The following is a 19,349-nucleotide window of genomic DNA, read 5'->3' as shown; positions in this document are numbered from 1 at the left end:
TAAGGTCAAGATTGGTTTATTTTAGTTACTTGGTATTAACCTATACAAAAAGGATGAAGTTTTTATGGAACAAAAAGACATACAGGCTAGTGCTGAGCGTTTATTTCAAGCAGAAAAGGATGCGGTTCAAGTACGCCAAATATCTTTAGACTACCCAGATATTACTATTGAAGATGCTTATGCCATTCAAAGAGCAGGCATTGCCTTAAAGCTGGCAGAGGGACGCAAAATTGTAGGTCACAAAATTGGATTAACCTCAAAAGCAATGCAGCAATCATCACAAATCGATGAGCCTGATTATGGTACTTTGCTTGATGACATGGTTTATGAAGATGGTAGTCATATCAATATAGATAAATTTATTGACCCGATGCTTGAGGTAGAGCTGGCATTTATTTTAAAAGATACCTTGCAAGGCACAAACGTTAGCTTAACTGACGTATTATCAGCAACAGATTATGTCATTCCGGCCGTTGAATTGATTGATGCTCGTTGTCATCGCATTGACCCTGAGAGTAAACGCCCTCGTAAAGTGATGGATACAATTTCTGATAATGCCGCAAATCTTGGCATCATCATGGGAGGTCGTCCTATTAAACCGATGGACTTTGATTTACGCTGGGTATCTGCTTTGCTATATCGTAATGGCGGTATTGAAGAAACAGGCGTTGCTGCTGGTGTGCTAAATCACCCAGCAAATGGTATTGCTTGGTTAGCCAAAAAATTTGCACCACATGGTATTGCGCTTGAAGCAGGTCAGATTATCTTAGCTGGATCATTTACCCGTCCTGTACGTATTCGTGCCAATGATACTTTCCATATAGATTATGGCAAATTTGGTAGTATCAGTTGTCATTTCGTTTCAGATAAAGCGAAATAAATCATTATGACCTTTTAATTTTTTACTTTCTTTGTGACAGATATCAAGTGCTGGGCTAGAAATGCGACTTGGTTGCATTCATAGTCCACTGATAGCAAAATAAAATAAACATAAGTGTGAAGCAAATATAATGAAAATGCCAATTAATCAATTTAAAAAGAATTTATTAGTAAACCGACGTCAAATTGGCTTATTTTTGGGCTTAGGTGATGCTTATACCTCAGAAGTATTGGCAACAGCAGGTTTTGACTGGTTATTAATAGATGGTGAACATGGTCCAAATGACGTTCGTAGTATTCGCGATCAACTGCAAGTATTAGCGGCTTATCCAGAGCAGCAAGTTGTGGTACGCTTACCAGAGCATAATACAGCGACCATCAAACGAGTGCTTGATATTGGTGCGCAAACGCTGATGATTCCGATGATAGAAACAGCCGAGCAGGCACAACAAATGGTAAAAGCCATGAGATATCCTCCCAATGGTATGCGTGGCGTTGGTACCGCCATGGCGCGAGCAGCTCGTTGGAATGGTGTCGATAACTACTTTGCGCAAGCAGATGAGCAAATGTGTCTTATTGTGCAGATCGAATCAGTTACTGGCATTAAAAACTTAGTAGACATTGCTAATGTAGAGGGCGTTGATGCTGTCTTTATCGGCCCGTCAGATTTAGCTGCTTCAATGGGGCATTTGGGCCAACCATCACACCCTGAAGTAAAACAAGCTGTGGCGAAAGCCATTGCGGATATTGCCAATGCTGGTAAAGCTGCTGGGGTGTTTTCTGCTAACCCTGAGCTTGCGCTAGAGTATGAAAAACTCGGTGCCAGTTTTATGCTTGTGGGTGTTGATGTTTTATTATTACGCAAGGCAGCCATTGAGCTAGCTAATAAATTTATGGGTAAACAGTCAGAAGATTTATCTAGTTATTAGTGCGTTATTCAATGATTTAAACCATCTAGCTGTTATCTAAATAATATCTACCTACCTACTATCAGCCACTGTATTATGTCTAATATAGTGGCTGAATTTTTGTAGGTATGTCTTATCATCGCAATTTTTTAAAATACCCCATCTTTATCAAACTCACTTAGTCTGCTATTGGTGATACTTTGTGGTGCTTGCCTCCTTTTTCTTCGATCAGTTAATTAACCTTAACCCAATGGGGTCATATCAATTCAGTAGGACTGACGCAATTTTCTAGATGATTGACGATTTTATACTTTAACTGACTGTATATAGCTCTATAGGCTTTATAAATGATTCTTATTCTCTTTATGGAAAAAATATTGTACTTTTGCGTAAATCTTATTCAGATAATAATTGCTACCCAAGCTTTGGTGCGGTAGTATTATTTTTTTTTATTTATTATTTAATATATTATGAGCAACACACACCGAAATCTCCCTTTTTTATTGTTAAAGGCTCGTGAAGAGCTTATGACTTACTTTCGTCCTGTTCTAAATGAATATAATGTCACTGAACAACAATGGCGTATCATTCGCTCTTTAGTAGAGCATGGTGATTTAGAGCCTCGTCAACTATGTGAACACTGTATTATTCTCAGTCCAAGTATGGCAGGTATTCTAAAACGCATGGAAGAAGTTGATTTGGTACAAAAAATTCCAAAGGAAGATCAAAGACGAATCAACGTGCGGTTAACTGATAAAGCGCGCGCGCTGCACGCTAATATACTTAGAGAATCAAATATACAGTACCAACTTATTGAGGATAAGATTGGCAAAAAAGAGATGAAAGCGCTTTATAAAGCTTTAGATGATTTATTAGATACATTGCAAGATGATAAGTAGCCAGTAGCTACTTAAAGCTAAAAAAAACATCACTGTGACATTAATGTGCAGTGATGTTTTTTTATAACCTATACCTGACTCACAACTTATTTTACTAATTTGATATATGACACTACAACTACACACACCTACCAAACCATCACCTTAAAGTAAGGGGAGGAGTTAAAAGCCAGCTCCTGCCTCTTTTTTAAGGTAAGAGGCTAGGAGGGGGATGAAGTTGAGAGTACCTATACCTATATATCTATATCGTTACTTGTTTATTATTTTTTTACTCTAAGATCAATCTTAGGTGGCATCATTGGCTCGCGTTCAAATAAGCCCTTTTTCATGACAAATTTAACCCAAATAGCAGCAATAATAGCAACAGAAATCATTAATCCACCTGTTAGCGTATAGATTGTCTGTGTCATTTCTGGAGTTGGTGAGTTATTAATAAATAAATACACCATGGTCACGATACCTATGATTTGAGGTAGAGGATATAAAGGTGTTTTAAAAGGTCTAAAGCGATCTGGTGCAATCTTACGCAAGATTAAAACATCAACATGTGCAACAGCATAAGCAAATAACCAAGTCGCAGCGGCTGCGATTAATAAAGTAATGATTGCATCACTATCATCACCTAAAAATATGGTGGGCAGTAGGGTAATGCTACCCATAAATAAGATAGCAACCCAAGGTGTCTTAAATTTAGGGTGTACTTTTTTGAAGATACCAAACGCTTGACCATTTTCTGCCATGCCATAAAGCATACGTGACACACCAGCCAAGACAGTATTCACCGTACTACCACTGGCAGTCAAACACACCACCGCTAATATCCATTTTGAAGTTTCACCAAAGATATTAATAAAATAGTCAAAATGAGGAACAGGTGATGCCAATAAAGCTTCACGACTAATGTAAGTACCAGCCCCTAATGCAAACAATGTATAAATGATAAAGATAGCCAATGCACCCATAATCATAGCACGAGGGATATCACGTGCAGGGTTTTTGGACTCTTCAATCAGCGGACAGACAAATTCAAGACCGAAATATGCCCACATACCAAGCGCAATTAAACCTAAAAAACTGCCATCAATGGCACCCCAGTCAGCAAATGCAGTATGAGGCTCAGGGATAGGATTACCTGTTTGGCTCAGTGCGACCACACTAACAATTGTCAAAAATACTAACATGACATAGGTTAGCGCGCTTTGTACATTGGCAAAGATGTCTGTACCAAGGATATTTAAAAAGGTAAATAAACCGATGACTATAAAAGTAATCATCAAAGGAGAAAAGATACCAGGGAACAGCATATCCATGACAGCACCTACAAGCATGACTTCTGCCGATAATCCAAACATGGTCAGCATCACATAACCTGTCATCGTTGCAAGAATAGCAGGAAAATGTCCCATGGCGACTTCTGTATAAGTACTCAAGCTGCCTGCACTAGGAAACATGAGTGATAACTCTGCAAAGGTAAAGGCATTACATAAAGCAATTATTAAACCAATGACTAATACAAGAATAAAATCCGTACCACCTAGGCCAACGCCTTGTAGCAGTGACACAATAGGACCTTGTCCTACAACAACGCCAACCCCAATAGCAAATAAACTACTAAACTTTAAAAGTGGCTTAAACTTGCTTTTTTCATTACTCACGCCTGACGTCTTCATAATAAATCCTTTTACTAGATAATTAGATGGTGGTTTGATCTATACCAATCCGTTGTAGCAATCTATCTTTAGCGCAGTCATTTAGCCTACTATTGATTGTAGTAATGTTGGTTGCCTTCCTCAAAATAGTTCAATTAACCAGAATGGTATAAGTTTAAGATTGGATTAGTTTTATTATATAGACTGATAAGAGTATTTTGATTTGAAACTGATAAATTCTCATTGCTGATAAAGAGTGCGTTCTTATATTGCTCTGCTATACAGGTAAAAAGAATTTTTATACTCTTGATTATCACTAATATATTTGTAACATAAATACTACTAACATATTCGTAAACTTGCAACAATTTTTAGATAAAAAAATTTTACTACTGTTTAATGTCAAGCCTATATAACTAATTTATAAATAAATTTATAAAAAAAAGAACACAGGCTTTAGCCTAACGAGGATGATAAAAATATAGGACTTACGTAATCTATAAAAATGCATAAGCACGATTTAAAATACTTGATATTTTACGAATATATTAGTAATATTTGAGCAAGTTGAACATAATGTAAATGTTGGATAGTTTTATCTCTGGTTATATTTATATTGTACAAAAAAACAAAAACTGGTTGCCTCGGTTTGTCATGGGCAACTCCCATTCATATTCTAACCACAAGGAAGTCATATTATGCAGTTCCATCACCATGGTTACGTTTCTACTGACCCACGCATCAAACCTGCTCAAGGCAAGGGGTTAGATCGACCAAGCGAAATACCTGATGAGATTGATGTGTTAATCGTTGGCTCAGGCCCTGCTGGTATGTTGCTTGCTGCACAGCTATCACAATACCCATCGATTACCACACGCATTATTGAAAAACGTGAAGGTCGACTTGCCATTGGTCATGCTGATGGTATTCAGGCACGTAGTGTTGAAACATTTCAAGCGTTTGGATTTGCTGATGAAATCACTAACGAAGCGTATCAAATTTGCGAGATGAACTTTTGGGCGCCTTCAAAAGAAGACCCAACAAAGATTGTACGTACTAAAAGAACACTTGATGATGAAAATGGGATCAGTGAATTTCCTCATCTGATTGTGAACCAAGCACGTGTGCTAGATTATTTTGCTAAAGTTGCTAAAACTTCACCTGCACGTATCGAGCCTGATTTTGGCGTTGAGTTCTGTGGATTGCAAGTGGGTGAAGGCGAGTATCCTGTTACTGTTAATATTCGCTATACAACCGGAGAGCGTAGTGGTGAAGAGCGTACCATCAAGGCTAAGTATGTCGTGGGTTGTGACGGTGCTCGTAGTAAGGTGCGTGAATCTATAGGTCGCAAACATATCGGGCAGCCATCATTGCACGCTTGGGGCGTTGCTGATATTTTAGCAGTCACTGATTTTCCTGATATTCGTATGAAGTGTGCCATTCAGTCACAAGATAATGGTAGTATTTTGCTGATACCACGTGAAGGTGGCTACTTATTTAGAATGTATATTGATCTTGGTGATGTCGATGAAAATGACAACCATCAAATACGTTCAACACCACTGGAAGATATCATTGCTCAAGCCAATGCCATTATGCACCCTTATACCATCGATGTGAAAAATGTGGCTTGGTGGTCAGTCTATGAAGTTGGGCATCGTGTGACTGATAAATTCGATGATGTTGATGTCGGTGAAGAAGACAATAAAATGCCACACGTCTTTATTTGTGGTGATGCCTGTCATACTCATAGTGCCAAAGCTGGGCAAGGTATGAATGTATCGATGCAAGATGCCTTTAATTTGGGTTGGAAATTAGGCTCAGTATTAACCAAACGTAGCCCAGAGTCATTACTTGCTACTTACTCTGCTGAACGTCAAGTTGTTGCCCAAGATCTAATTACATTCGATAAAGAATGGTCTAGCCTAATGGCAAAAAAACCTGACGAGTTTGAAAACCCTGATGAGTTAAGTGAGTATTATGTTCGTACTGCTGAGTTTCCAGCAGGGTTTATGACGCAGTATGAGCCTTCTATGTTGATTGGTGATGATAGTTATCAACATCTTGCTAAGGGTTATCCCATCGGTAAACGATTTAAATCAGCACCTGTAGTACGTATTGCTGATGCTGTACCGATTCATTTAGGACATCATGCTCAAGCTGATGGTCGCTGGCGTATCTATGCATTTGCCGACGCCAAGGCAGAGTTGTTAGATACCTTTGCGAATTGGTTGCACACAGATGCTAACTCACCATTATCTGTATATACGCCTAAGGGTGAGGACATGGACAGTGTCTTTGATGTAAAAGTCATTTATCAACAATCGCATCATGATATCGAAATGACAGATGTGCATGAAGTATTTTTGCCATTGTCTGGACCTTTCCAAGTTGCTAACTATGAAAAGGCTTATACAGCCAAAGCAGATGAAGATATCTTTGATGAGCGTGAAATTGATCGTGGTGGCGTCATTGTGGTGGTTCGTCCAGACCAGTATGTGGCTGCGGTATTGCCATTGGCACAAACGGATGCGCTAGCAGACTTTTTTGCTAACAATATGCTGCCTGTCTAATTTTTTAGTCTCAGACTTTAAAATTAGGTTGAAATAGATAAAAGAGATCACTGATTTTAGTTAAGTGATTCATAGCTTTATCCACTGCTATTATTAATGTACCCATCACCTGAATGGGTTGAGGGACAGATTCTATAAAACAAGCCCCAATCTTTTGATTGGGGTTTGTTTTTGCGTAACTGTGACGACGTACTAAAAACACATACTTATATTCTCTACTTTATATATTAAAATTTTTTTCAAAAAACTAAAAAACTTGTTAAGCTAAACGCCTTAGCAAGTTTTTTTGGCTTAAAAAATTATCAATATATAAATTAAAAAGGCAGCTCTAACATGCCCTCTCTAATGTTCATTCGTCCAAAACCTCTACTATTATCCCTCTCGCTTTTGCTTACCAGTATGACTGCATTTGCTGATACTACAGCCGATAATATAAATAACCAGTTATGTATAGATAATCCCAGTTATAAGAATTGTTATCCAGCCGCCGAGCAAGGAGATGCTAAAGCACAAAATAATTTAGGGGTTATGTATCATCAAGGGTTAGGTGTAGAGCAGTCTTATACTGAGGCAGCTAAATGGTATCAAAAAGCAGCATTACAAGGAAACATTGATGCACAATTTAATTTAGGGATGATGTATGAAAATGGTTTAGGTGTACCACAATCCTATACTGAAGCCATTAAGTGGTATCAAAAATCGGGGACACAAGGGCATGAGCAAGCACAACAAGCCTTACAGCGTTTGGAGCGTTAGTTATATTGGGTGTGTAGAGTTGTAAGATAATCGTATTAAAAAATATGTAAAAAATTAATAAAACTATGGAGGTAAATTATATTATCCTCAGATAAATCTGGTACTGACCTAATCAAATCCCTAGATATCAATTTAGCAGAATTTGCAACAGTAAAGAGGCTTGGGATAAAAACTTGACCATAAACTTAGACTAACCGTCTTTTTAGAAACTCAATAAATTCATTTTCATTTTTTGGAGAAATCATGATGGTATATTTTTCCCATTTGATTGGTTTGGATGTGGTAATGAAAATTGTATCAGAGCAGGTTTCACACCTAATCCTACCTTTAGCCCCATGTTTGAATATATAATTTATTTTCCTTTTTTTAACCTCAACAATATCAGCCAGTGATATTTCAATAGTCCCTAATAGTGAAGAGACTTGTAAGGTTGTGTTATCTAACTGATATTTCAGGGTAAAAGTTTCTAATAATAGCAAACCGCTAGTACCCACAATAAATAATGGAAACAACCACACTGCTAGAGATTCTTCTGGGTTTATACTAAAGAACATTAATATCCCACACATCATAAACATAAAATAGGCTAAAACGACTAATTTACTTATCTTGGGCTTAAATGTCGTCGGCTCTATGCTAATCGTTTCATCAGTGTGTGAAATAATAGCGGACTGCTCACGCAAAAAAATCATATTTTTTTGTCGTACTGCTGATTGTTCTTGAAACTTTTTAGTCGCTCTCAATTTTTTTTCAAGATATCTACTAGCTATATTACTAAAAAAGCTGATAATAGCGACAATAATGATGATTTTTAAATATTGCATATAATATTGACAATTAATCTTGATACAAAGTTGTTAACAACCAAAGCCACTATCATATCACTTAATCTAAAAGTTTCACGTGAAACTTTTAGATTATTATATGGTGTCAGTATTTCAAATACGGTTTCAAACACCATCAAAAAATAAGAATATGCTATGATAAACACAGATAAATATAACTTTTCACCACTAAACAAATAGAGCAAAGCATTATGACAAACGGGGCAAACAGTTCAACCAAGCTAACAAAAATCGGTGTTATCGGAGCAGGCGGACGTATGGGGCGGATGCTGATTGAAGCCGTCAATGATAATCCAAACAGCAAGCTGACTGCCGCCATTGAGCGAGCAGGCTCAAGCCTTATTGGGGTTGATGCAGGCGAATTAGTCGGCATATCTGTATTAGGCGTAGCATTAAGCGATGACCTAGAAAAAGTCATTGCAGATATTGACGTATTGATTGACTTTAGCCTACCTGATGCCACCGCACACAATGTGCAGCTATGTGCCAAACACAACACAGCGATGGTTATTGGTACAACAGGGCTAAATGAAACCCAAGAGCAACAGCTTAATGATGCCAGTGAGCAAATTACCATCGTCTATGCAGGTAACTATTCAACTGGGGTTAATGTCTCACTCAAACTTATTGAAATGGCAGCCAAAGCTTTTGGCGAAACTGCCGATATTGAAGTCATCGAAGCTCATCATAAGCACAAAATTGATGCCCCATCAGGCACTGCTTATATGATGGCAGATGCCGCCGCTACTGCCCGTGGACAAAACCTTAAAGAAGTCGCCATCTATGGACGTGAAGGGCAAACAGGTGAGCGTCAGCAAGGTAGCATTGGTATCCATGCCATTCGTGGTGGAGAAATCGTAGGTGAGCATACAGTGATGTTTATCGCTGATGGTGAGATTGTAGAGATTACCCACAAAGCGCAAAACCGCATGACCTTTGCTAGTGGTGCAGTACGAGCTGCCGTATGGGCAGTAGAGCAATCAGACGCAGGGCGTTATGATATGCAAGATGTGTTAGGGCTTAAGTAGTTGTTTTAGTTGTATAAATATATAAAGTGGATAATAAAAAATGACTGATAGCACCAGCATTGCCATCAAAAACTTTAAAAGTTATCAAGATGCCACGCTACCACTTGCCCCATTAACCTTATTAATCGGGGCAAATGCGTCTGGTAAAAGTAATGCTATTGAGGCATTTCGCTTTTTAAGTTGGGTTGCTGGTGGTGAACGTCTATCCACCCTAAAAAACTGGGTGAATGATAGTGATAAAGTAGTTCGGGGTAGTGCTAGGGATTTGGCTTATTTTGATACAGATGAATTTGCTATATTTTTTCAATATAAAAAATTGATGTATGAATCTACTTTCAAAATTGAAAATAATAAACTATTTTTTAAACATGAAATCATACAAATAAATGAGGAAAGAGTTTGTTTTTATGCAGATAATAGAATTGATTATCCTTATAAGAAATCAGATACTCAAGAAAAATTGTCTAATAATGCCATAACTGTTTTTGATAGTTATAATACAAGCGATTCTTCAGCAATAAAAAAAGCCCAATTCTATATTGAAAAGGATACTCTATTATCTAGTAATTTTTTAGATAGCCTTGAAAATATGGATAACAATCTAACCAATACCTATTTCTTTGATTTTATTCCTAGCTCTATGCAAACAGCCAGTTTGGCAGAAAATGATTTGCGTCAAAATGGTATGAATTTGGCTGGGGTGATGTATCAGCTTTGCCAAGATAATGTAGTGAAAGATAAGTTATTGGCAATGATTCGTAGCTTACCTGAGCAGAATATCCATGACATTAAGTTTTATGTTGACCATCGGCAACGGGTAGAATTTTCATTAGTAGAAAGTTTTGCTGGCAGTGATAAAGAATGTCCGATGGATTTATTATCTGATGGTACACTAAAAGTCTTAGGCATCGCCACCGCATTATTATCCGTCCCCAAAGGCTCAACCATTGTTATCGAAGAGATTGATAACAGTATCCATCCCACCCGAGCTTATGATATTTTATCCTTAATGCATCAATATGCTAATGAACGGAAGTTAAAATTATTATTATCCACTCACAATCCTGCATTGATGGATGCCCTACCTGATGAAGCATTAGCAGATGTAGTATTTTGTTATCGTGACCCACAACAAGGCGATAGTCGCTTAATACGACTAGGGGATTTGGAAGATTATTTAGGACTGGTATCGCAAGGCTCATTAGGAGAACTGGTAACCAAAGGCGTGGTCGAACGCTTTGTGAAACACCCCACTACCCCACAGCAGCGCAAACAGCAAGCCTTAGACTGGCTAAATCAGCTACAAGAGGCTGAGTAAATGGCAGATATTTGTTTATTGGACACCAGTATTTTATTAAATCTCTTAGATGTACCCAATCGCAATAATGACAAAGAAAAAGTCTTGGCAGACTTTAAAACCTATATTGAGCTAAATTGCCGGTTTATCATTCCTTTTGTCGTTGCTGTCGAAGTAGGCAATCATATTAGCCAAAATGGTGATGGTCATATCCGCCGAAAAACAGCCACTAAATTTGTTGATATGATGCAAAAGACCTTTGCAGGAGAGTTACCGTTTGAAATCAGCCATTTTGATTTAAAGGCAGAATGGCAACAATGGATTACTGAGTTTATTGATAAAGCAGGACAAAATAAAACCGCTAGTAAACCCAATGAAGGTATGAGCTTAACCGATTTATCTATCATTAAAGAATTTGAAGACATTCAAGCCAAAAATAAAGCCAATAAGCATCAACATGTTAACGTGTTTATTTGGTCACTAGATTCGGACTTATCTGCTTATGGCAATCTTCCTTAATAACAAAGCTAAAAAAGCTAATAAAGCTAATAAAACAAAATTTATCTCAACAATAAAAACCCTCTTAGGTGTGCTTACTTTAGCATTGCCCATCAGTGTCATTGCCCAATATCAAACCTACGTGATTGATACATATGGCGGTGAGTCACTTATTCCGACAGTACAGCAGCAATTGGACAACGTATCGGCAGGGGGTAGCGTTTCGGTTTATCAAGATAAATTGGTGTTACGTACTACCCCGAAAGGCTATCAGTCTGTCAAGCAATTGTTAAGTAAAATTGATACTGTCCCACAGCCAGTTTTGGTTGCAGTCCGAGTGGGCACAACCACTAATGGTACAAAAAATATCCAGCAAGGGCAGGTTTATATCGACCAGTCAGGTATTTTAGTAAATGGGCAGTTTGCCAATCAGCAAAGCAGTGGACAACAAAACAGCCTGTATCAGGTACAAACGCTATCAGGCAAAGCTGCCAGTATCAGCACCAATACATTATGGTCATTAACTCAAGCTAGTCGGCAATATACTTATGGGAGTATTAAAGAAAATCGCCCACAGATACAAATCTATGGGCAAACATTGGTTAACAGCACTCAAGGGGTTGCAGTCACTCCTCGACTGTTAGCTGACGGACAAGTAGAAATTGGGCTAAAACAAATTGAGGACAAACTCACAGGCAATCAACGACTTCCCCTCAAATCACAACAACTAAATACTACCGTCATTATTCCCAAAGGACAATGGGTGACGATTGGTGAGGTAGTACAGAATACACAAAGAAGCAATAATAATAACCAATATGAAGCAAGCACGCAGCAACCAATACAAATCAAGATTGATTAATATCAAGGTTGCTGAAAATACAGATAGTTGAATGTTTTCTTTATGAACGACGATGGCTAAATAACTGTTTATTTATTAGTGTTATTAGGCTTTAACGGTTACGGCTTGTTTTTCACGTTGTTTGATGACTTTGCGTACTTTTTCACGCGCTCGAGTCTGCTTAAGGCGTGATAAATAATCAACAAACAATACGCCATTTAAGTGATCCATTTCATGTTGGATACATACTGCCAATAGCCCATCGACTTCTTCAGTAAATTCATTACCTTCACCATCCATCGCTTCAATACGAACTTTAGCAGGGCGCTCTACTTTGTCATAGACATCAGGAACGGACAAACAACCTTCTTCATAAGGCTTTTTATCTTCTATTAAAGGGGTCACTTTAGGGTTGATAAATACCCGTGGTGCATCGCCATCTTCTGATAAATCCATGACGATAAGCTGAATATGGCGGTCTACCTGAGTGGCAGCCAGTCCGATACCCTTAGCATCATACATGGTTTCAAGCATGTCTTTGATTAGCGTCTTGATTTCATCGTCTACCTTTTTGACAGGTTGAGCAATGGTACGCAAGCGTGGATCTGGGTAACTTAAAATGGGTAATAAAGCCATAATATTTATATTTCTCGTAGAAGTTTAAAGTCATTCAATACGTAGTATTATAAAATAAATGGGGACAAAAGTGGCATAAGTCAAATGAATGACTGCAATAGGAGTAATTAATAATCATTTTTACAGATCACATCAATACAACACCCATAAAAAAGCGAACGTCATTAAGAGCGTTCGCTTTATTTAAGGTGAAACAGTTATTGTTAATACGTAAGTTGGTAACCTATAAGTACCTTTACACTATATTTTTATGTGCTATATACGACGTTTGCCAGTAATTAACTCATAAATAAACAGTAAGATGATAGCTCCGATAACTGAGAATACCAAACCTATAAAACCACCATCGGCATTGATACCAATTACACTGGCTAAGAAACCACCCACCAATGCTCCTGCAATACCTAAGACAATAGTCATGATCCAGCCCATGGCATCATTGCCTGGTTTAATGGCACGAGCCAATAAACCTGCAACAAACCCTACTATAATCATCCAAATAAAGTTCATGAATATCTCCTTATTAACTTTTGTTTACTTGTACAGTTGCCCTAAAAGCCATTTTAGAGACTTTTGGTTTTGTAAAATAAGGGCAAATTGTTAACCATGTACAGGCTATGTTTTTTTTCTCAACAAAAGTATAAAAAAATTAGCGATTTGGTGATAGTACATTTTATGGATATGTTCTAGTAGCGTGTGGCTTAGGCGTTTTTTAGCACCTCTATTAGACGTTGATGGATACCCTCAAAACTACCATTAGACATAATAACAATGGCATCATTATTGCCTAAATGTTGTTTGATATGGGCGATGATGGCATCAGTGCTATCAAATACTTGCTGATTATTGCTCACCGTATTATTTGTGGTTGCTGTGTTGATGATATCACTTAGCCCCCAAGCCAAGCCTTTAGGTTCATACCAAATCACCTGATCAGCAAGAGATGCTGAGGCTGCTAGGCTGTCTTTATGGATACCTAGTTTCATGGTATTGCTACGTGGCTCGATGATTGCCCAGATTTTTTTACCTTGTAGTTTTTTGCGTGCACCATCAAGAGTGGTGGTAATAGCAGTGGGGTGATGGGCAAAGTCATCATAGACTTGTACCTGAGCTGTATCCCCATCCGTTTTGGAGTAAGTCATATCCGCAACCAGCTCCATACGCCGTTTGATACCTGCAAATGTAGATAATGCCTGACAAGCTTTAGCCACAGAAATACCAATATCATAAGCTGCTGCAATGGCAACCAATGCATTATTGACATTATGGATGCCACTCATGCCCCAACTCACTTCTCCTGTTTGCATACTCTTATCTTCATTATGATAACTGACGGTAAATTGACTGCCGTCTTGGTTGATAAGCTGAGCCTGCCAGTCTGTATCTGCCTTGTTATCTGTATTGTTACCTGTATTGTTATCTGCATCAGTAGTAGAGATGGTGGCATGAGGTTGAAGCGTTTTGGTACGCCAGATGGGTGTCCAGCAGCCTTGATCAATGGTCTCTTCTAAACTAGGCGTTTGTGCTGGCATGATGATTTTACCAGTACTTGGGATCATGCGTATCATGTGATGAAACTGACGCTGAATATCTGCTAGGCTAGAGAAAATATCAGCATGATCAAACTCTAAATTATTTAAAATTGCTGTACGTGGACGATAATGTACAAACTTTGATCGCTTATCAAAAAATGCCGAGTCATATTCGTCCGCTTCGATGACAAAATAGCCTCGCTGATTATTGTGACTATCTGCACCTAAGTGGCTGCTATGGGTAAAGGCTCGATGCAGACGCTCATCTTCTAGCTGTGCAGCTACTTGCGGTACACCACCAATCAAAAACCCCGTATCTATGCCTGCATATTGTAGTATCCAAGCAAGCATGGTGGTGGTGGTGGTTTTGCCATGTGTGCCCGCCACTGCCAAAACATGACGGTGTTGTAACACGTGTTCGGATAAAAACTGCGGTCCTGAGGTATAAGGCAAACCTGCATCTAGCATATATTCTACTGCTTCAATGCCGCGCTTCATCGCATTACCAACAATAACTAAATCGGGGGCTGGTTGTAGATGCGTGGCATGATAGCCTTCTTGAATGGTAACACCTGCTGATTCAAGCTGGGTGGACATCGGTGGATAAATACCAGCATCTGAGCCAGTAACAGTGTGTCCAAGCTCACGCGCTAATAATGCCAATGACCCCATAAAAGTACCACAAATGCCTAAAATATGAACGTGCATATCGCTGTTTGCCCTGTTTATAAAAAATGAGATGAAAGAAGAAACTATGAATCCATTATCCTAATACACGTGTTGGTGGTGAAATAATCCGCCACAGTACCATCAAATTAATAATTAATAAAAAACTAAAAAATATTAATGCTTGCTCAGGAATACTTAGACCCAAAAACTGCCATGAGATGGCAGCACATTCACCAGAGCCAGATAGCACCTCATGGACGACTTGCTGCATTGGTAGAGCCTCTAACCAATAATCTAGCCCCGGTCCACATGAAGGTACTTGGTCTGGTGGCAGGTGTTGTAGCCAAACATGACGGGCTGCAACGCCCGTTGACCATAAGATACCCAGCATAGAGCCAATCCAAAGTAGTACCCGTATAATACGACCTCTAGGATGGAATAATGCTGCTAACAGTGCAAATACCCCCATAACCATCAGTCCAATACGCTGAAATATACATAATGGGCAAGGTGCAAGCCCCATATGTTGTTGTAAAAAAAACAGCGCGAATGCCATTCCTATAGCAGCAAATATGACCAAAATGGCATTTAAGCCTCGATATGTTAGTAGCTTATGCATAGTATGTACCTTATTAATTACAATAGAGCAGCAAGAGAGCCAGCATCAAATCTGGTGTGTTTTTACTGATATTTATACTTTAGCGATAGGCTTGTAAGTAAGTTTTAAAATCAACCGTTTGTTCATCTTCAAGCTGTTGCTGCTGCATCCATGATTTTTCTGCCAATACTTCATATTTTGCCTGTGTATTAGGGCTAAGTGTTTGCTTAACTAAGCCTTCATGATGCTGTGATGCCAAATTGTACCCAAGCTGCCAAGTACTGCCCAGTCGCTCGGTATCCGCGAGTATTTGTGCCGATAAAGTTGCATCAGGGTGGGTGGCTCTACCAAGCATTAATGCCACTGCACTGCGGTAATGGTTACTTTTGTTATGCGCATCAAGTAGATTTGCCAGCGGCATCATTTTTTCTAGATGCTCTAGCATCCACTCTTCAAAACCAACCTCTCCTTGAGTGGTTAAGATAGATAAATTTGGTTCTCGTCCGTTATTGACTACCCGTTCTAAATTTTCTGCTAAGCGTTGATCTTCTTCTGGGTATAGCTCAGGTGAGTCAGTCAATAAACAGTACAATGCCAATACTTCCAAAAAGCAGGCTGTTGATAGGCGAATACCAATGTCACTATAAGGATCAAGGTCAATGGCTCGAAACTCCACATAAGCGATGCCACGTTCTTCTAGCGCATCACTGGGCGCTTGTTCTGATTTGGCAATTTGTTTGGGGCGAATGGGGCTATAGTATTCATTTTCTATTTGCAGGATATGATCATTAATCTGGATCGGCTCACCTGCTTCATTTTCTAGCCCCAAACGGCTAAATGGTGCAAAAGGGGTATCAATCGCTGCTCGAAGACCCTTAATATACTCAGGCAAGTTGTTATAACGAATGTCGAGTTGATCTTGCACACTGTTGGTATAGCCAAGTTTACCCATACGTAGGCTGGTGGCATAAGGTTTGTAATAGGTTGTCTTATTAAGCAAGCTTAAATCATGCTTACGACTGGTTAAAAAACAAGGACACACTGAAGGGCTTGCGCCAGTAAGATAAAGCACCAAGCTACTTAGTCGCTTGAAATTGCGAATTAGCGCTAAGTATTTGTCATTTTTGAACTCAGTTAAGCTGATTGTGGCTGTATCGGAATTGGTAGCAGCTTCGTGTTGTTGCCAAGTGCTAAATAGCAGATCATCAAAGGATAGATTATAGTGTAGACCAGCAATGGTTTGCATCCGTCTACCATAGCGCACACCAAGCCCACTACGGTATAGGGTTTTTAGTTTACCAATATTAGAGCTGCCATAATCTGCCAGTGGAATATTGTCATCATTCGATTTGAGCATACATGGCATAGACAGTGGCCACATCAGCTCATCATTACTGTGGAGCGCTTTGGCAACGAGGACATGTAGCTCACGTAGCATGGCTAAGGTTTCTACAATGCTTGCTTTTGGCTCAGTAATCAGTTCAAGTAAGCTTTCAGAGTAGTCTGTAGTGATATAAGGATGGGTAAGTTTTGATCCGAGTGTTTGCGGATGTGGTGTTTGTGCCAAAAAACCATCTGGCTGCATACGTAACCCCTCTTTTTCGATGCCACGTAGCATCCCATTAAGGTGATGACTTTGTAGCCAATGAGGAAGAGTATAGGTAGCAAAATTAGTCATATAACACTCACGATAATAAACGGATAATGAATCAATAAATAGGGGATATAAGTGGTTTGCAAGCAAAGCAATGGCTTGAATTGTAATTATATATAGTCTACCTACTATAAATCCACCATAGTATGAGCTATGTTTGCTTGCCTTATGGTGAAATTATATTAGATTGATGATGGTAATCAGTGGTCTTAATGAAGTTTTCAACCATATTTTGAGTGTTACATACCCATGCTAATATATGGGTAGAGACAATATTAAGACAGTATCAAAGTTCAGCACATTGCTCAGCATATTAGATGCTCTTTTTATAGTGTGATTAGTTTACCGTACCGTCTAATAAAAAACACCCATGTTTACAATAATCCAAGCGGATAAGCTTAAGTTTTTGTCGTTGGTAGCAAATGGATACTATAAACAGGGAAGGACATAAAAAAACCCCTACCTTTTGGTAGGGGTTTTTTTGAGTTAAACTTATCAGAATCTATAAAAAATTATGAGAAGTCAAGTTCAGTTTCAAATGATTTTAGAGTATGGCGTGCCATAGCAAGGTTTGATTTTTGACGATCTAGTACTAGATACAAGAATAAGTTTTCGTTACGTACTAGTGGGCGAATCAAGTGATATTGCTTACCTAGTGTGATCAAGATGTCTTCAATATTGTCATTAAGGCCCAATACATCAGCAACTTTACGCTTGGCGCGTACCACTTCAGTGTTACCAGCAGCCGCTAGTTCAAGGTCAATACCAGAACCAACAGTAGCTAGTGACAATCCAGACTCGCTATCTACTAGTGCAGCAGCGATAAAACCATCAATTTCATTTAATGTATCTAAAGATAACTTAGCCATAAATAACTCCTTGAAGAGAAAATGTTTATTATTGTGCCTAGTATGGTCAAATGATCGTCAATTATAGAGATTATTATTCTAAATATAATTGTTGCCTATTAACCATCAAGGAAAAAATATCAATGTAAAACTTAAAGTATATTTAAAAAAGATGAAACTTAAAATGACATCATTTTTATATTATCTAATAAGTCTCGGTTTGATTGTATCATATTATAATACAGATTTATATAAAATAAATTTATCAAATTTTGGCATATTACCTATAAAAATCAGTTAACTAAGTAATATGTCTTTATACATTCTATACCATAAGTAGTATACCATACACACCATTTTGAGTCCAAACCATTCACCAAGTTCATTGTAAATTTTACAACCAACCTATTCCAAAAATTTTGCTTTTATCAGGTGGGGTATTATTTATTTGTTGGCTAGTTGCATCTTATAACAACTAACAGCCATAATTTAGTTAGTGGTAAGTTTTACTATCACTCATTGTAGGGATTGTTTTTTAAGGTTTTATGACACGATGTAACATTTTATGATACGGTATGTAACTAAATAGAAAAAGATGAGCCGCAGCCACAGGTTGTGGTGGCATTCGGATTACTGACAATAAAGCGTGCTCCTTCTAGCCCTTCTGTATAGTCTACCGTAGAGCCTTGTAGATATTGGTAGCTGAGTGAATCTACCAATAAGGTAACATCCTCATTTTCAAAACTGGCATCGTCTTCGCCCACTTCTTCGGCAAAGTTAAAACCATAGGAAAATCCCGAGCAGCCTCCACCTGTGACATATACTCGAAGCATTAAGTTGTCATCACCTTCTTCTAGGCGTAGACGACGGACTTTGTTTGCCGCACTGTCAGTTAGAGTAATGGTCGGATTCATAGTGTCCTCATAAAATATACAGTAAATCAATGACAACAGTGAGCAGTCATAATAAATTTTGGCAATCAGTATAGCATAGGCACAAATAAGGCTAATTATCTTATTTGTTTATTATCTTATTATTCATTTAACCACACTCTCAACTTCAACCCCCTCCTAGCCTCCCTCTTAAAAAAGGAGGAGGAACTAGTTTTTAAGTCCTCCCCTTACTTCAAGGGGAGGGTTTGGGAGGGGTCATATATCAATTTAGTAAAATAAGTTGAGAGCAAGGTTCATTTATGAACCATATTAGCAATCATTGCCATTAATCATTTAATTATTGATG

Annotated in this window: 18 protein-coding genes; 9 read left to right on the top strand and 9 right to left on the bottom strand. The window is 38.4% G+C overall.

Features of this window, described 5'->3' with window-relative positions; genetic code table 11:
* The first annotated feature begins 64 nt into the window (after positions 1–64).
* The 3 genes from hpaH to hpaR all read left to right on the top strand — a co-directional run bounded on the left by hpaH (position 65) and on the right by hpaR (position 2,686).
* A complete protein-coding gene (hpaH, locus tag FHK89_RS02345; RefSeq protein WP_230656280.1) occupies positions 65–880 on the top strand; it encodes a 2-oxo-hept-4-ene-1,7-dioate hydratase in 816 nt (271 codons plus the stop codon).
* 136 nt (positions 881–1,016) lie between these two features.
* Positions 1,017–1,808 (top strand): aldolase/citrate lyase family protein, encoded by a 792-nt coding sequence (locus tag FHK89_RS02340; RefSeq protein WP_442966549.1) that lies wholly within the window; start codon positions 1,017–1,019, stop codon positions 1,806–1,808.
* Between the two features lie 449 nt (positions 1,809–2,257).
* Entirely contained in the window at positions 2,258–2,686 is a 429-nt protein-coding gene (gene hpaR / locus FHK89_RS02335; RefSeq protein ID WP_268992912.1) for a homoprotocatechuate degradation operon regulator HpaR, read from the top strand.
* A gap of 260 nt (positions 2,687–2,946) precedes the next feature.
* On the opposite strand, the gene FHK89_RS02330 is transcribed toward hpaR, so the two are convergent.
* A complete protein-coding gene (locus FHK89_RS02330) occupies positions 2,947–4,356 on the bottom strand; it encodes an APC family permease (RefSeq protein WP_230656271.1) in 1,410 nt (469 codons plus the stop codon).
* A 677-nt stretch (positions 4,357–5,033) separates the two neighbouring features.
* Here FHK89_RS02330 and FHK89_RS02325 point away from each other — a divergent pair.
* Entirely contained in the window at positions 5,034–6,908 is a 1,875-nt protein-coding gene (locus tag FHK89_RS02325) for an FAD-binding monooxygenase (RefSeq protein ID WP_230656268.1), read from the top strand.
* Positions 6,909–7,241: 333 nt separating this feature from the next.
* Positions 7,242–7,664 carry a tetratricopeptide repeat protein gene (locus tag FHK89_RS02320; protein ID WP_230656265.1) on the top strand — a complete coding sequence of 141 codons (423 nt, stop codon included), beginning with the start codon at positions 7,242–7,244 and terminating at the stop codon, positions 7,662–7,664.
* Positions 7,665–7,849: 185 nt separating this feature from the next.
* Here FHK89_RS02320 and FHK89_RS02315 read toward each other — a convergent pair whose 3' ends face one another.
* Positions 7,850–8,488 (bottom strand): PH domain-containing protein, encoded by a 639-nt coding sequence (locus FHK89_RS02315; protein ID WP_230656263.1) that lies wholly within the window; start codon positions 8,486–8,488, stop codon positions 7,850–7,852.
* A gap of 212 nt (positions 8,489–8,700) precedes the next feature.
* On the opposite strand from FHK89_RS02315, the gene dapB reads away from it, so the two are divergent.
* Genes dapB through FHK89_RS02295 form a run of 4 tightly spaced genes read left to right on the top strand, consistent with a single transcriptional unit; the run spans position 8,701 to position 12,194 of the window.
* The gene (gene dapB, locus FHK89_RS02310) at positions 8,701–9,537 is read left to right on the top strand and encodes a 4-hydroxy-tetrahydrodipicolinate reductase (RefSeq protein ID WP_230656260.1); all 837 of its coding nucleotides are present in this window, start codon (positions 8,701–8,703) and stop codon (positions 9,535–9,537) included.
* 40 nt (positions 9,538–9,577) lie between these two features.
* Positions 9,578–10,855: an AAA family ATPase gene (locus FHK89_RS02305; protein ID WP_230656257.1), complete on the top strand. Its 1,278-nt coding sequence runs from the start codon at positions 9,578–9,580 to the stop codon at positions 10,853–10,855.
* Entirely contained in the window at positions 10,856–11,353 is a 498-nt protein-coding gene (locus FHK89_RS02300) for a hypothetical protein (RefSeq protein ID WP_230656254.1), read from the top strand. It begins immediately after the preceding gene.
* Positions 11,337–12,194, top strand: a complete 858-nt coding sequence (locus tag FHK89_RS02295; protein ID WP_230656251.1) for a hypothetical protein — start codon at positions 11,337–11,339, stop codon at positions 12,192–12,194. Before FHK89_RS02300 ends, FHK89_RS02295 begins: the two co-directional genes overlap by 17 nt.
* 84 nt (positions 12,195–12,278) lie before the next feature.
* Here FHK89_RS02295 and def read toward each other — a convergent pair whose 3' ends face one another.
* The 7 genes from def to erpA form a co-directional block, all read right to left on the bottom strand.
* A complete protein-coding gene (def, locus tag FHK89_RS02290) occupies positions 12,279–12,809 on the bottom strand; it encodes a peptide deformylase (RefSeq protein WP_230656248.1) in 531 nt (176 codons plus the stop codon).
* A 255-nt stretch (positions 12,810–13,064) separates the two neighbouring features.
* Entirely contained in the window at positions 13,065–13,319 is a 255-nt protein-coding gene (locus tag FHK89_RS02285) for a GlsB/YeaQ/YmgE family stress response membrane protein (RefSeq protein ID WP_230656245.1), read from the bottom strand.
* Between the two features lie 191 nt (positions 13,320–13,510).
* Positions 13,511–15,049: a UDP-N-acetylmuramate:L-alanyl-gamma-D-glutamyl-meso-diaminopimelate ligase gene (gene mpl, locus FHK89_RS02280; RefSeq protein WP_230656242.1), complete on the bottom strand. Its 1,539-nt coding sequence runs from the start codon at positions 15,047–15,049 to the stop codon at positions 13,511–13,513.
* Positions 15,050–15,104: 55 nt separating this feature from the next.
* Entirely contained in the window at positions 15,105–15,629 is a 525-nt protein-coding gene (locus FHK89_RS02275; protein WP_230656239.1) for a disulfide bond formation protein B, read from the bottom strand.
* 79 nt (positions 15,630–15,708) lie between these two features.
* Complete coding sequence (gene gshA, locus FHK89_RS02270) at positions 15,709–17,286, bottom strand: glutamate--cysteine ligase (protein ID WP_230656236.1); 1,578 nt, start codon at positions 17,284–17,286, stop codon at positions 15,709–15,711.
* Positions 17,287–17,774: 488 nt separating this feature from the next.
* The gene (locus tag FHK89_RS02265; protein ID WP_230656233.1) at positions 17,775–18,131 is read right to left on the bottom strand and encodes a roadblock/LC7 domain-containing protein; all 357 of its coding nucleotides are present in this window, start codon (positions 18,129–18,131) and stop codon (positions 17,775–17,777) included.
* A 560-nt stretch (positions 18,132–18,691) separates the two neighbouring features.
* A complete protein-coding gene (gene erpA / locus FHK89_RS02260; protein WP_230656230.1) occupies positions 18,692–19,024 on the bottom strand; it encodes an iron-sulfur cluster insertion protein ErpA in 333 nt (110 codons plus the stop codon).
* Between the last annotated feature and the right edge of the window lie 325 nt (positions 19,025–19,349).

Origin of the sequence: Psychrobacter sp. I-STPA10, from assembly GCF_021012795.1 — a bacterium.
Lineage (GTDB): Bacteria > Pseudomonadota > Gammaproteobacteria > Pseudomonadales > Moraxellaceae > Psychrobacter.
The sequence above is the reverse complement of the archived record's forward strand: the minus strand, read 5'-3'. Positions and strand labels throughout refer to the sequence as shown.

Excerpts from the sequence above, each read along its gene's own strand:
- dapB (WP_230656260.1), top strand. The coding sequence starts at position 8,701 with ATGACAAACGGGGCAAACAGTTCAACCAAGCTAACAAAAATCGGTGTT.
- mpl (WP_230656242.1), bottom strand. The coding sequence starts at position 15,049 with ATGCACGTTCATATTTTAGGCATTTGTGGTACTTTTATGGGGTCATTG.
- FHK89_RS02340 (WP_442966549.1), top strand. The coding sequence starts at position 1,017 with ATGCCAATTAATCAATTTAAAAAGAATTTATTAGTAAACCGACGTCAA.
- FHK89_RS02325 (WP_230656268.1), top strand. The coding sequence starts at position 5,034 with ATGCAGTTCCATCACCATGGTTACGTTTCTACTGACCCACGCATCAAA.
- FHK89_RS02265 (WP_230656233.1), bottom strand. The coding sequence starts at position 18,131 with ATGGCTAAGTTATCTTTAGATACATTAAATGAAATTGATGGTTTTATC.
- FHK89_RS02330 (WP_230656271.1), bottom strand. The coding sequence starts at position 4,356 with ATGAAGACGTCAGGCGTGAGTAATGAAAAAAGCAAGTTTAAGCCACTT.
- erpA (WP_230656230.1), bottom strand. The coding sequence starts at position 19,024 with ATGAATCCGACCATTACTCTAACTGACAGTGCGGCAAACAAAGTCCGT.
- FHK89_RS02285 (WP_230656245.1), bottom strand. The coding sequence starts at position 13,319 with ATGAACTTTATTTGGATGATTATAGTAGGGTTTGTTGCAGGTTTATTG.
- hpaH (WP_230656280.1), top strand. The coding sequence starts at position 65 with ATGGAACAAAAAGACATACAGGCTAGTGCTGAGCGTTTATTTCAAGCA.
- FHK89_RS02275 (WP_230656239.1), bottom strand. The coding sequence starts at position 15,629 with ATGCATAAGCTACTAACATATCGAGGCTTAAATGCCATTTTGGTCATA.
- FHK89_RS02300 (WP_230656254.1), top strand. The coding sequence starts at position 10,856 with ATGGCAGATATTTGTTTATTGGACACCAGTATTTTATTAAATCTCTTA.
- FHK89_RS02305 (WP_230656257.1), top strand. The coding sequence starts at position 9,578 with ATGACTGATAGCACCAGCATTGCCATCAAAAACTTTAAAAGTTATCAA.
- gshA (WP_230656236.1), bottom strand. The coding sequence starts at position 17,286 with ATGACTAATTTTGCTACCTATACTCTTCCTCATTGGCTACAAAGTCAT.
- FHK89_RS02320 (WP_230656265.1), top strand. The coding sequence starts at position 7,242 with ATGCCCTCTCTAATGTTCATTCGTCCAAAACCTCTACTATTATCCCTC.
- def (WP_230656248.1), bottom strand. The coding sequence starts at position 12,809 with ATGGCTTTATTACCCATTTTAAGTTACCCAGATCCACGCTTGCGTACC.
- FHK89_RS02315 (WP_230656263.1), bottom strand. The coding sequence starts at position 8,488 with ATGCAATATTTAAAAATCATCATTATTGTCGCTATTATCAGCTTTTTT.
- FHK89_RS02295 (WP_230656251.1), top strand. The coding sequence starts at position 11,337 with ATGGCAATCTTCCTTAATAACAAAGCTAAAAAAGCTAATAAAGCTAAT.
- hpaR (WP_268992912.1), top strand. The coding sequence starts at position 2,258 with ATGAGCAACACACACCGAAATCTCCCTTTTTTATTGTTAAAGGCTCGT.